10 protein-coding genes are annotated in these 12,879 nt (G+C 63.3%); 5 read left to right on the forward strand and 5 right to left on the reverse strand.

Features of this window, described 5'->3' with window-relative positions:
• Nucleotides 1-2: 2 nt before the first annotated feature.
• The 3 genes from ACR42D_RS18010 to aprB all read right to left on the reverse strand — a co-directional run bounded on the left by ACR42D_RS18010 (nucleotide 3) and on the right by aprB (nucleotide 3,966).
• The gene (locus ACR42D_RS18010; protein WP_484568486.1) at nucleotides 3-1,283 is read right to left on the reverse strand and encodes a CoB--CoM heterodisulfide reductase iron-sulfur subunit A family protein; all 1,281 of its coding nucleotides are present in this window, start codon (nucleotides 1,281-1,283) and stop codon (nucleotides 3-5) included.
• A 119-nt stretch (nucleotides 1,284-1,402) separates the two neighbouring features.
• Nucleotides 1,403-3,400 (reverse strand): adenylyl-sulfate reductase subunit alpha, encoded by a 1,998-nt coding sequence (aprA, locus tag ACR42D_RS18015; protein WP_484568165.1) that lies wholly within the window; start codon nucleotides 3,398-3,400, stop codon nucleotides 1,403-1,405.
• A gap of 65 nt (nucleotides 3,401-3,465) precedes the next feature.
• The gene (gene aprB, locus ACR42D_RS18020) at nucleotides 3,466-3,966 is read right to left on the reverse strand and encodes an adenylyl-sulfate reductase subunit beta (protein WP_484568166.1); all 501 of its coding nucleotides are present in this window, start codon (nucleotides 3,964-3,966) and stop codon (nucleotides 3,466-3,468) included.
• 611 nt (nucleotides 3,967-4,577) lie between these two features.
• Here aprB and sat point away from each other — a divergent pair.
• The gene (sat, locus tag ACR42D_RS18025; protein WP_484568167.1) at nucleotides 4,578-5,864 is read left to right on the forward strand and encodes a sulfate adenylyltransferase; all 1,287 of its coding nucleotides are present in this window, start codon (nucleotides 4,578-4,580) and stop codon (nucleotides 5,862-5,864) included.
• A gap of 317 nt (nucleotides 5,865-6,181) precedes the next feature.
• Here sat and ACR42D_RS18030 read toward each other — a convergent pair whose 3' ends face one another.
• Nucleotides 6,182-6,901: a DUF1295 domain-containing protein gene (locus ACR42D_RS18030; RefSeq protein ID WP_484568168.1), complete on the reverse strand. Its 720-nt coding sequence runs from the start codon at nucleotides 6,899-6,901 to the stop codon at nucleotides 6,182-6,184.
• A gap of 145 nt (nucleotides 6,902-7,046) precedes the next feature.
• Between ACR42D_RS18030 and ACR42D_RS18035 the strand changes: the two genes are divergently transcribed.
• The gene (locus tag ACR42D_RS18035; RefSeq protein ID WP_484568169.1) at nucleotides 7,047-7,901 is read left to right on the forward strand and encodes a DMT family transporter; all 855 of its coding nucleotides are present in this window, start codon (nucleotides 7,047-7,049) and stop codon (nucleotides 7,899-7,901) included.
• Nucleotides 7,902-8,041: 140 nt separating this feature from the next.
• On the opposite strand, the gene ACR42D_RS18040 is transcribed toward ACR42D_RS18035, so the two are convergent.
• Nucleotides 8,042-8,479 (reverse strand): glycine zipper domain-containing protein, encoded by a 438-nt coding sequence (locus ACR42D_RS18040; protein WP_484568170.1) that lies wholly within the window; start codon nucleotides 8,477-8,479, stop codon nucleotides 8,042-8,044.
• Between the two features lie 237 nt (nucleotides 8,480-8,716).
• Between ACR42D_RS18040 and ACR42D_RS18045 the strand changes: the two genes are divergently transcribed.
• The 3 genes from ACR42D_RS18045 to ACR42D_RS18055 all read left to right on the forward strand — a co-directional run bounded on the left by ACR42D_RS18045 (nucleotide 8,717) and on the right by ACR42D_RS18055 (nucleotide 12,839).
• Nucleotides 8,717-10,516, forward strand: coding sequence for a chorismate mutase (locus tag ACR42D_RS18045; protein ID WP_484568171.1), 1,800 nt, complete (start codon nucleotides 8,717-8,719; stop codon nucleotides 10,514-10,516).
• Nucleotides 10,485-10,790, forward strand: a complete 306-nt coding sequence (locus ACR42D_RS18050; RefSeq protein ID WP_484568172.1) for a hypothetical protein — start codon at nucleotides 10,485-10,487, stop codon at nucleotides 10,788-10,790. Before ACR42D_RS18045 ends, ACR42D_RS18050 begins: the two co-directional genes overlap by 32 nt.
• 126 nt (nucleotides 10,791-10,916) lie before the next feature.
• The gene (locus ACR42D_RS18055) at nucleotides 10,917-12,839 is read left to right on the forward strand and encodes an aconitate hydratase (RefSeq protein WP_484568173.1); all 1,923 of its coding nucleotides are present in this window, start codon (nucleotides 10,917-10,919) and stop codon (nucleotides 12,837-12,839) included.
• Nucleotides 12,840-12,879 lie beyond the last annotated feature (40 nt).

The following is a 12,879-nucleotide window of genomic DNA, read 5'->3' on the forward strand; positions in this document are numbered from 1 at the left end:
GGTTACCTCCCTACCACGGTTTGAATCGCCTTCATCGCGGCTGCGGTGCCGGACTGGGCGGTCTTCATGACATCAAGAGGCTGCTTGGCGCAACCGGCGGCGATGATGCCCTCGCCGTCTATGACGAAACCGTCGGCATCGATGGCGCCCGCCGGAACCTGGAGGCCGGCACAGCTGGGCTGCATGCCGGTGGCCAGCACGACCAAGTCGAACTTCTCGTCGGTCTTGATGCCGGTCAGGGCGTTTTCCACGGTGACGATCGGATTGCCGTCGCCGTCCTCGACGATGGCGGCCACCTTGCCCTTGACCAGGCTGAGCTTGTCATCAGCCTCGGTGATGGACTTGAACTTGTCGTAGCGGCCCGGGGTGCGCAGGTCGATGTAGTAGATCGTCGCGGCCGCGTCGGAACGCTCACGGACATAGCGGACATGCTTGAGCGAAGCCATGCAGCAGATGTACGAGCAGTAGTTCAGATGGTTCTGGTCGCGGGAACCGGCGCACTGGACAAAAGCGATCTTCTGCGGCTCGGCGCCGTCGGAAGGCCTCTGAATCTTGCCGTTGGTCGGGCCGTTGGGCGCGCACAGGCGCTCGAACTGCATGTTGGTGACCACGTTCTTCAGCTTGCCCCCGCCGAGATTGGTCAGGTTGGCGACGTCGTAAGGCTTCCAGCCGGTGGCAACGACGATGGCCCCGACGGCCAGATCGATGGTCTTGGCCGCGTCATCGGTGTCCACGGCGTCGTACGGGCAGGCGTTCTTGATGGCGGCCAGCTCGGTCTCGGACGCGTTCTCGGCGTCCACGACGTAGCGCATGGGGAACATGAAAGGATGGGTCTTGTACGCCAGGCCGCGGGAGCCGGTGCCGAAGTCGAACTCGGAAGTCACCTTGGTGGAGGTGGCCTTCTCGCACTCGCCGCAGGCGGTACATTTCTCATTCACGAAGCGCGGGCGCTGCGTGATCTTCACGTCGTAGTTGCCGGCCGAGCCGGAAACCGACGTGACGTCGGCCATGGTGATGACCTTGACGTTGGGGTTGTTTTTGATGCGCTGGAACTGGATCTCCAGACCGCAGGAAGGAGGGCACAGCTTGGGGAAATACTGATTCAGCTGCGCAACCCGCCCACCGAGGTAGGGATTGGTTTCAACGATGTACACCTCGTAGCCGACTTCGGCGGCTTCGAGGGCGGCGGTGATTCCTGCGAATCCTCCGCCTACGACGAGAATACTGTTATTCGACATTCTCTTAACTCCTCCCGAATAAAGTTGAGGCTCAAGCCAATAAATGGCCTAAACCCGGACCGGGAGCGGTTATCCCGGCCCGGATTCAGACCATTTTAGCCCCGGTATTTTAAAGAGAGCGCGGGTCCGGGGACCCGCGCTCTCGGGGTGATCATTACCTAAGCTTAGGCGTCGGGGATGATCTTGACGTAGGGCTTCTTGAAGACGGTGGTCACGCCGGTGGCGGGATCGAAGGTGGAGTTGCAGAAGCACTTCCACTTGGAGTCATCCAGGCCCATGAAGTCGCCGCGGTAGTAGAAGCCCGGGTAACGGGATTCCTCGCGGAACTCGATGTGCTGCATGTGCAGGCGGACGGTCCACAGGCGGTGGAACTGCTCCCAGCAGCGCATCAGCTCGTGCAGGTCACGGGCGGCGAGCTTCTTGGAGTCTTCTTCCATCATGCCGAGCAGCCAGAAACCGGTGTTCAGCAGAGCCTTGGAGGTCATGTACAGGGTAGCGACGCCGCCGCCGTATTCATCGGTGGCCTTGACCAGGCGCATCATGAAGTTGTGCGGGGTGATGTAGGCCGGGTTCACAACGGGATCGGTGGAACCGTCCTTGTTCTCCAGGTAGGTGTACATCGGCTGGTAGATTTCCTTGGCCAGGTCAGCAGGATTTTCCTTCAGGGTCGGGGTGAAGTCCTTGTGGTCGACACACCAACGGACCATCTGCTTGCCGACGATGCGGCCTTCAGCATGGGAACCGGAGGAGAACTTGTGGCCGGAGGCGCCGACGCCGTCAGCGCAGGTGAACAGGCCGTTGACGGTGGTCATACGGTTGTAGACCTTGCCGTTGTCGGCTTTGACCTTGTAGGACTCGGGGACCCAAGGTTCGTCCGGACCGGAAACCCAGATGCCGCAGCAACCGGAGTGGGAACCCAGGAGGTAAGGCTCGGTGGGCATGATCTCGGAACCGCGATCCTCGGGAGCGCAGTTGGTGGCGGCCCACAGGTTGGCCTGGCCGACGCACATGTCGAGGAAGTCTTCCCAAGCCTCGGACTCGAGGTGCTTCCACTCGGGACCGGTCAGGTCGCCGCCGACGGTGTTCAGCAGGGCGGTCTTGGTGTCCATGAAGATCGGGCCGCGGCCTTCACGCATTTCACGGAGCATCATGTGGTTACGCAGGCAGGTGGGGATGATGTGACCCTTGGCGTAGCCGCGATCCTCGTAAGGCTTCAGCATGGCGCGGTTGGTCTCGCAGTAGTCCTCACCCTTGTAGTTGGTGGCTTTGGCCTTGAAGAGCAGGAACCAGGCGCCGACCGGGCCGTAACCGTCCTTGAAGCGGGCGGGGACGAAGCGGTTTTCCATCATGGTCATTTCGGCGCCGACCTGAGCACACATGGTGTAGGTGGAACCGGCGTTCCAGACGGGGTACCAGGCGCGGCCCATGCCCTCACCGGTGGAGCGGGGACGGTACACGTTAACGGCACCACCACAAGCGACAACGGCGGCGTTGCACTTGTAGACGTAGACCTTGTTCTCACGGGTGGAGAAGCCGACGGCACCGGCGATGCGGTTGGGCTCGTTGGCGTCCAGGAGCATCTTAACGATGAACACGCGCTCGACGTAGCGGTCTTCGCCCAGGGCGTTCTTGGCGGCCTCGGCGACGATGCACTTGTAGGACTCACCGTTGATCATGATCTGCCAGCGGCCGGAGCGGACCGGAGCGTCACCCTTGCGGATGGCGAGGCCTTCGGCCTTGGCCTTGGCGCCGTCGAGGTTCTTGCCGTCTTTCTTGACCCAAACGGGGAGGCCCCATTCTTCGAAGAGGTGGACGGAATCATCAACGTGGCGGCCCAGATCGTAGATCAGGTCTTCACGGACGATGCCCATGAGGTCGGTGCGGACCATGCGGACGTAATCGTCCGGGTCGTTCTCACCGCAGTAGGTGTTGATGGCGGACAGGCCCTGGGCAACGGCGCCGGAGCGCTCCAGAGCGGCTTTGTCGCAGAGCATGATCTTCAGGGAAGGATCGACTTTATCGGCCCAGCGGACGGCTTCGAAGGCAGCACCGCAGTTACCCATGCCGCCGCCGACCATGAGGATATCAACGGTCTGTTCGATGATTTCCGGCTCGGCGAGAGCAACACCCTTGGAAGCTTCTTTGATGGGAAGCAGAGGCATAATATTTCTCCTAGTATTTAACGTGATTCAAGTAGTCTAATCAGACAAGGATTCGCAAGCCGGTACTAGACCAGGCTGGCGTAATCGTCCATCTTCCACTCTTTCTTCAGGTCGGCTTCGGTGACGGAAGCCTCTTCCATCGCGGTGGCGATAGGAGTCTTCAGCTCGGTCTCGGTGAACAGGAGCTCGGAGTCCAGGTCGCCGGGTTCGGGCTTGCCGTCGAAGGGCTTGATGGAACCTTCAGCAGTGGTGCGGATGGGGAACTTGAAGCGTTTCACGCTGCCATTACGGAATTTGATGGTCCACATGATGTCTTCAGCGGAGCGCATCGGGATGGAGGTACCACCCATAGGGGCGAAGTCGGCGTACGGACGGGCTTCAATAGCGCCCTGGGGGCAAATTTTCACGCAGGAATAACATTCCCAGCAAGCGGACGGTTCCTGGTTGTAAGCCTTCATTTCGGCGGGATCCAGGATCATCAGATCGTTGGGGCAAATGTACATGCAAGCGGTCTTTTCGCCACCCTTGCAGCCGTCACATTTTTCCGGGTTAACAAAGGTCGGCATAACTTCTCCTCCTAAATAGGGTTTTATTATTCACAATAACCGACATCCTCTACCTAAACAAAAATCGGTGCCCGATTTAAAGCGGGCGGAATTTGGGATTAGCAAGACGAAACACCCTTGTCAACGTGAAAGTGAATTTTTGAACAAGCGTATATCGTCAACCTTGTCTCGGGTTTTGGGACGGGAACCGGGAAATGCCCGGATTACAGGCGTTCGAGCCGGACCGGGAGCGGCCCCGGCCATCAAAAAAACACCTGATGAAACCCTTACAGTTTTTAGTGTAAACGAACAAACAAATGCAAGCCTTTTTTCATTTTATACGGTGTTATTCAGGTGACAATGCAATTGCCTGAAAATACTATAAAAAAACACGCCCGCCGGGCCCCTTTTTTCTAGACTTTCTCCCGAGAAGGTCTACTCGGCCACCCGACACCCGACCGGGCGCAAATTGTTGCAGGACGGGCAGAAAAAACCGCTTGACACGACTTTCACAAACAGCCAATAAAGGCGGACCCTACAATTGGGAAATACTCATGGTCATCCAAGCGGCCGAGGCGGCTCACCATGAATTAAGGCAATGGAATCACTGACAAACTATTTAGGAGGCTTACATGTCTAACCTCGTAGCACCTCACGGTGGTAAAGGTCTCGTCTGCTGTCTGCTCGAAGGCGCTGAACTCGACGCTGAAATCAAAAAGGCCGCTGGCCTGAAGACCCTCGACATTTCCGATCGCGCCAAGGGCGACCTGATCATGATGGGTATCGGCGGCTTCTCTCCGCTGAACGGCTTCATGAAGAAGGCCGACTGGGCCGGCGTCTGTGAAAAGTTCCTGATGGCCGACGGCACCTTCTGGCCCATCCCCATCACCCTCGACACCAACGACGAAGACGTCAAGGTCGGTGACGAAATCGCTCTGAAGGCCAAGGACGGCGTTGTCTACGCCACCATGAAGGTCGAAGAGAAGTACGAGATGACCGAAGCCGACAAGAAGTGGGAATGCGAACTCGTCTACAAGGGCGAGGGCGAAGATTCCGCCGACGACAAGTTCTGGGAAGTCGCCATGGAAGACCATCCCGGCGTCCAGATGGTCATGGCCCAGGGCAAGTACAACCTGGCCGGCCCGGTCAAAGTCCTGTCCGAAGGCGACTACGCCAAGCGTTTCCCGGGCGTCTACCTGACCCCCAAGCAGATCCGCGCCGAAATGGAAAAGCGCGGCTGGTCCAACGTCGCCGCTCTGCAGCTGCGCAACCCCATGCACCGCTCCCACGAATTCCTGGCCAAGATCGCCGTGGAAGTCTGCGACGGCGTCGTGATCCACTCCCTGATCGGCAACCTGAAGCCGGGCGACATCCCGGGCGACGTCCGCATCGAGTGCATCCAGATCCTGATCGACAACTACTTCGTGCCCGAGAACGTCATCAACGCGGGTTACCCCCTCGACATGCGTTACGCCGGTCCCCGCGAAGGTCTGATCCACGCCACCTTCCGCCAGAACTACGGCATCAACAACATGCTCATCGGTCGTGACCACGCCGGTGTCGGCGACTTCTACGGCCTGTTCGAGGCCCAGGAGATCTTCAAGAAGATCCCCTACGCCACCGAAGCCTGCCCCGAGCCCGGCAAGGCCCTGCTCTGCAAGAACATGAACATCGACTGGACCTTCTACTGCTACAAGTGCGACGGCATGGCCTCCATGCGCACCTGCCCGCACACCAAGGAAGACCGCGTCATCCTGTCCGGCACCAAGCTGCGCAAGGCCCTGTCCGAGGGCGCTGAGGTCGTCGACCACTTCGGTCGCGAGGAAGTCCTCACCCGCCTGCGCGCCTACTACGCCAGCCTGACCGAAAAGGTCGAGGTCAAGATGCAGAAGGCCGCTTCCGGTCAGGACATGAAATAAGTCCTGCCGGTCGGTTTTACTGACCACTCAAGGGGAGGCTGCTGCGCAGCCTCCCCTTTTCGTTTGTCAGTAAAACGCGACCGGGTGGCGGCGCGGGATAGCGGGCCGTCTGCGAATTTTTCGAGGGAGGCTCCGATCCTCACGTACAGGAAGTACGCTGCGGTCGGATCCCCCCTCGAAAAATCCACATCCGCCCCACTCTTCCGCGCCTTGATGCGTCGAGAGCCGCTGTTTGGGCGCTGTGCGCCCAAAGGTGCTCCAGGGGGGGGCGGGCGCCTTGGGGAGGGGGGGGCCGTGTTTGCTCTTGGAATGACGGCTCAGTAGATGAACGGGATGAACTTCTTGGTGGACCGGGCGTAGGCCGGGAACTCGTCGGGGTAGCGGGTGGCGAGGTAGGCGTCCAGGGCCGGGATGTGGAAGCCAACGAACATGGCGGCCATCAGGGCCGGGAGGACGAGGGCCCAGGGGGTGGCGGTCAGCAGGGCCCAGCCGGTGAACATGACGGTGTCGCCGAAGTAGTTGATGTGCATGGAATATCTGAACAGTCCGCCGGTGTAGCAATGGCCCTTGTGGGCCGGGTCGCGCTTCCAGAGTTTGCGCTGGGTCTCGGAGGCGGTGTTCAGGTACGAACCGATCAGGACCAGAGCCAGGGCCAGGCCGTCCAGAGGGCGAAACAGGGGCGGTGCGTCGGCGAACAGTCCGCCGGTCAGCAGCAGGCCGATCTCGATCAGGGCGAAGAAGCCGAGCAGGCCGAAGACCTCGGGCCAGTCCACCCGCCGCGCCAGCAGGTAGAAGAGCGTCACCGCGTGGCGCAACCAGTACAGGGCCGCGCAGCCGACCAGCAGGACCGCCCTGCCCGTTTGGGTGAAGCCCCACGACTGGCCGAACAGGGTGCCGATGCCCGCCAATCCGCCGCAAAGCAGCCAGGCGCAGCACAGGACGATGGCCAGATGCCCGAGGCAAAAGACCGCCCGCTGCGCCAGTGTGCGTCCGTGGGAGCGGTCTACACCGCCGCCATTCTTTGAACCGCCTTCCATCACTCCCCCTTTCCGGTCTGTGGACATCGGCTCGTTTGGCCGCCCAGGTCCGGTCGGGCCCAAAACGCACGAGATTGGGAAATTCATCACAAGCCCCGCGTTCCCGCTTGCCAATGTCCTGTTTTTACCGCAGAGATAACCGGTTATGACCGAGAAGTCCAAGGCCATACTGCTCATGGCGGCCACGGCGCTCATCTGGAGTTCCGGGGGGCTGGCCATCAAGCTGGTCCAGTGGAATCCCATGGCCATCACCGGGGTGCGCAGCGCGTTGGCCGCGGCCACCCTGGCCTTGCTCTTTCGGGGGCGGCTGACGTTTCGCTTCAACAGGGTGCAATGGGGCGCGGCGCTGGGCTACGCGGGGCTTCTGGTGACCAACGTGGTGGCCACCAAGCTGACCACCTCGGCCAACGCCATCCTGCTGGCCTACACCGCGCCGGTCTATGTGGCCCTGCTCGCGCCGTGGCTGCTCGGGGAGCGCACGCGCCGCTCGGACTGGGCGTTCATCGTGGTGACCGTGGGCGGCATGGCCCTGTTCTTCATGGACCGTTTGTCGGCCACCGGGCTGTGGGGCAACATCATTGCCGTGGGCACCGGCGTGTCCTACGCGGCCTTCACCTTGTGCATGCGATCACAAAAGGACGCCTCCCCCGTGGAGTCGGTCATCCTCGGCCACGGCCTGACCGCTCTGGCCGGGCTGCCCTTCATGTTCGATGCCGCGCCCACGGCCGAGGGCTGGCTCGGGCTGCTCTATCTCGGCGTGTTGCAACAGGGCGTGTCCCTGGCTCTTTACGTCTGGGCCATAAAGAGGCTCGGCGCGCTGGAGGCGATCCTGATCATGATGCTCGAGCCGATCTTCAACCCCGTGCTCGTGGCCGTGGGCTACGGCGAACTGCCCGGCCCGTGGGCCGTGGCCGGCGGCGTGGCCGTCATAGGAGCCGTCACCCTGCGCGGCGTGCTCGGCGCGCTGAGGCGTCCTGCTCTTTCGCCCTCCGGCCGTTGACGCCGCTTTTGGCGTTGCCGTCGCCTTGCTTGCCGATCCCGCCCATCTGCCCGGCCGGGCGGCAGGCGCGAAAAAGGGAGCCCCACCGCAAACGGCGGAGCTCCCTGGCTTCCGTCAATGGCCGTCAGGCCTTTCCGGCTCTATTGCTTGAGGTGCCAGACGCCCTGGTCGTCGCGCCAGGCCTTGGCCATAATGGTGTCGCCGTCCTTCTGGTCCTTGATGTAGACGTCGCGGTAGACCTTCTGCTCGGCCATGTACGGCGGGCTCGGGGTGGCCGTGTAGCTGGCCCCGGTGTCGGGGTTGGTCCAGGCGTGCGGCTCGTCGGATCGACCTGTCTCCAGGGTCTTCTGGACCTGGGCCTCGTCGTGCTTGTCCCATTCGTTGCCCACTATGTAGCCGAACAGGGTGCCCACGCCCGCGCCCACGGCCGCGCCGAGGAGCTTGTTCTTGAACGTCAGGGCGCCGATGGTCGCGCCCGCAAGGCCGCCCACAGTGGCGCCCTGCTGGGCCTTGGTGGCGCAGCCGTAACCCGCGGCCATGAAACAGACCAGCAGCACGGCTATCAGTACTTTCCTCATGGCTTTTACCTCCATGGAATTAAGGTGCTTTGCGAAACGGCTCCGGACCGGGCAGCGGATGCCGGGACCGGCTCACTACAATATGCCTCTTGCGGCCCGACTTGTCCAGTACGGAAACCTTAAGCCGGCCCGCGCCCGGCCCGCCAACCGGGTCTTGCATATCGTGCGCTTTCGGGCTAGAGAAGCCTTTCCCGGTGCGCCGGGAACCATATCATTAATAAGGAAGACGGAAAGACTATGATCAAGATCCGCAAAGACGACGGCCCCTTCGAGGACCGCCCCCGCAGGGACGCCGACCAGGCCGCTCCCGGCAAAACCCCACGATACGACAATAACCGTCCGCAGCGCGACGAGAAGCGCGGTCCGCGCAAGTTCGACAAGCGCGGCCCCAAGCGCGGCGGGCGCGACTTTTTCGGCCGCAAGCCCGAGGCCCCGCCCGTGGACGACGACGCGCCGACCAAGGCCGAGGTGGTCACCGGCCACCGCTACAACGACATCGCCGACATCGACGACCAGATCCTGGGCCTGCTCGAGAAGCGCGCCTTCCTGATCCGCAAGGAAGGGGCCTGGCGCAAGTCCCGGCAGAAATCCCTGGTGGACCCCCAGCTGGAAAAGCTGCTGCGCGGCGCGTTCGACCGCTCGGCGGGCCGGTTGGGCCTGGACGCCAAGCTGACCAAGCAGCTCTTCACCCTGCTCAACCAGTTCTCCCTGGCCGACGCGCGCAAGAAGTTCGAAGGCGAGGGATACAAGCTCGCCCCGCGCGTGGAGCCTGTATCGGCGGGCTTGGCCGGTCCCCGTTCCTTCCGCTTCACCCGGATGATGCTGGCCATGGCCGCGTCCGCCGGTGCGCAGGTGACCCTCTCCCCGGTGACCATGAACGCCCCGAACAAGGACCTGGCCAAGGCGCTCAAGCAGGTCGGCGCGCCCATCCACTGGGACGACGACTTCATCCGCAACGACGGCGGCCGGACCCTGGAGTTCGAGGGCAACATGGCCTTTGTCGGCGAGGACAAGTTCAATTTCTACATGCTGCTCTGCCTGGCGCTTGGCCATGCCGGACGGTGCAAGTTCACGGGCAAGCCCTCCCTGCAACTGCTCGACGCGGCTTCCCTGAACAAGGTGCTGCCGTCGCTCGGCGCGCGGGTGGTGCCCATGAACCCGAACAACCCCGGCCTGCCCGTGCGGCTGGAGTGCGGCGGAGCCATGGACGAGTCCGTGACCCTGCCCGGCTCCATCGACCCCGATTTCGCGGCCGCCCTGACCCTGGCCGCCTGGTCCTTCCCCGGCGGGCTGACCGTCAAGGGGCTGACCAGCGAGGCGCGCGCCCGGGTGGCCGAGGCCGTGGCCGTGCTCGACGCCTGCGGCATCAAGGCCGAGCTCGGCAAGGACTCGGTCAGCGTGTCCGACGGCGTCCCGGCCATCGAATCGCGTCCGCAACTGCCCCTGTCCGTGCGGTTGAACGCCATGCTCCTGGCCCTGCCCGTGCTCAGCGGCGGGCGCATCGACCTGGAAGGGACCTGGCCCAAAAACGATCAGGCCGACCGCGTGCTCGAACAGCTCCGGGCGCTGGGCCTGCGCATCGAGGTGGCCACTGAAAACGTGGTGGCCGTCATGGAGGGCGACCTGCCCGAATCGGCGGACATCCAGCTGGGCGCGTCCCCGGACCTCATGCCCCTGGCCCTAGCCCTGGCGCTCAAGGTGGGCGACGCCAGGCTGACCGGCGCGGACAACGACGTGGCCGTGGAGCTGCTCGACCGCATGGGCGCGAGCTACGAGATCGACGGCGACGTCATCCATCTCAAGCCCGGCAAGCCGCAGTGGGACGGCACCTGGTTCAGCCCGGACCCGGTGTGGTCCATGGGCTGCGCTCTGGCCGCCTACGCCGTGCCCGGCATCGTGCTCGAGAACCACGGCGAGGTGACCGCCACCTGGCCCGAGTTCTGGAACTTCTACAATTCCCTGCCCACCGGCAAGATGAAACCCAAACCGGAACGCGAGAAGAAGGATGACACGAGAAGAAGAATCAAAATCCGGTGACAAACGTCTGAGCGACGACATCCACGTCCTTGAGACGGAGGTTGCGCAGCTGAACCTGGAACTCGAGAAGACCAAGCAGGCCGTCCGGCGGCTGCGGGAGGAAGAGGACCCGGCAAAGGGCGTGTACCGCCACGAGGAAATCTTCCAGGCACAGCAGGACAAGCTGCGCCTGGACGTGGAGATCCAGTTTCGGACCAACAAGATCAACCGGATCAAGCTCGGCATAGAGGAACTGGAGCCCTCGGAAGGCGTCAAGAGCGGCTTCCTGTTCTGATCCCCGCGCCGACGCGCCTATAGGACATGGACCACCCCCGTGCGGGGCGCGGCCGGGAGGTGAGAGACCCGGCAAAGCCGCCCCCGGACGGTTTCGAGAGAGACCCAACGCATTGTAGGAGAGACCATGGGCAAGAACATCACCCACAAGATCATCGAGAAGCACCTCGTCTCCGGGAACATGGTTCCCGGACAGGAGGTCGGCCTGCGCATCGACCAGACTCTGACCCAGGACGCCACCGGCACCATGGCCTGGCTGCAGTATGAAGCCATCGGCATCGGCAAGGTCCGCACGGACCTGTCCGTGAGCTACGTGGACCACAACACCCTGCAGATGGGCTTCCGCAACCCGGACGACCACCGTTTCCTGCGCACCGTGGCCGCCAAGTCCGGCGCGGTCTTCTCGCCCGCCGGCACCGGCATCTGCCACCAGCTGCACCTGGAGAATTTCGCCAAGCCCGGCGCGACCCTCATCGGCTCCGACTCCCACACCCCCACCGCGGGCGGCATCGGGGCCATGGCCATGGGCGCGGGCGGCCTGTCCGTGGCGCTGGCCATGGCGGGCGAGGCCTACTTCATCCCCATGCCCAAGGTGGTCAAGGTCGAACTGACCGGCGAGTTGACCGGCTGGGCCCAGGGCAAGGACGTCATCCTCGAGCTGCTCCGGCTGCTGACCGTCAAGGGCGGCGTGGGCAAGGTATTCGAGTACGCCGGTCCCGGCGTGGCCTCCCTGTCCGTGCCCGACCGCGCGACCATCACCAACATGGGCGCCGAGCTGGGCGCGACCACGTCCATCTTCCCGTCCGACGAGACCACCCGCGACTTCCTGGCCAAGATGGGCCGGGCCGACGACTGGACGGAACTGGTCGCGGACGCGGACGCCGAGTACGACGAGGTGGTGACCATCAACCTGTCCGAACTGGAGCCCCTGGTGGCCCAGCCGCACATGCCGGACCAGGTCTGCAAGGTCAAGGACCTGGCCGGAAAGAAGATCGACCAGGTGGCCATCGGCTCCTGCACCAACTCCTCCTACTCCGACCTCAAGAACACCGCCCAGATCCTGGCCGGGCACATCACCCCGCCCGAGACCGACCTGATGATCTCCCCCGGTTCCAAGCAGGTTCTCAAAATGCTCTCCCGCGAAGGGCTGATCGAGCCCCTGCTGGACGCGGGCGCGCGTCTGCTCGAATGTTCCTGCGGCCCGTGCATCGGCATGGGCGGCTCGCCCATCTCCGCAGGCGTGTCCGTGCGCACCTTCAACCGCAACTTCGAGGGCCGCTCCGGCACCCAGGACGGCCAGATATTCCTGGTCTCGGCCCAGACGGCCGCCAAGCTCGCCCTGGAAGGCGAGTTCACCGACCCGGCCACCTGGGGCCCGGCGCCCGAGCGCGTCAGCCTACCCGACGACGTGCCGTCCATCCGCGACCTGTTCGTCTTCCCGCCCGAGGACGGTTCCTCGGTGGAGGTCCTGCGCGGACCCAACATCGTGGCCCTGGAGGACTTCGACAAGCTGCCGGAGACCGTTGAGGCCAAGGTTTTGCTCAAGGTCGGCGACAACATCACCACCGACCACATCCTGCCCGCGGGCGCGCAGATCACCGCGCTGCGCTCCAACATCCCGGCCATCAGCCAGTACATCTTCTCCCGCGTGGACGAAGGGTTCGTCTCCCGCATGCAGGAGCACGGCAAGGGCGTCATCCTGGGCGGCGAGAACTACGGCCAGGGCTCCAGCCGCGAACACGCGGCCCTCGGCCCGCGCCACCTGGGCGTCAAGGCCGTGGTGGTCAAGTCCCTGGCCCGCATCCACCGCGCCAACCTGGTCAACTTCGGCATCCTGCCCCTGCTTCTGGTCGATCCCTCGGACTACGACAAGCTGGAAGAGGGCGTGGACCTGACCATCCCGGCCTCGGAAATCACCCCCGGCGGGACCGTGAACATGGTCGCGGGCAACGGGGCAACCGTTGCGGTCACAAATGATTTGACCGAAAAGGAACTACAGATTATCCAGGCAGGTGGCCTCCTGAACGCCGTTCGGGAAGGCAAGTCCTAAGATCGGCACCATGTTGCCTCCCTCCAGGGGGAGGCAACCT

The organism is Pseudodesulfovibrio sp. lm2024 (genome assembly GCF_051175575.1).
In the GTDB taxonomy this organism is placed as follows: Bacteria; Desulfobacterota; Desulfovibrionia; order Desulfovibrionales; family Desulfovibrionaceae; genus Pseudodesulfovibrio; species Pseudodesulfovibrio caledoniensis.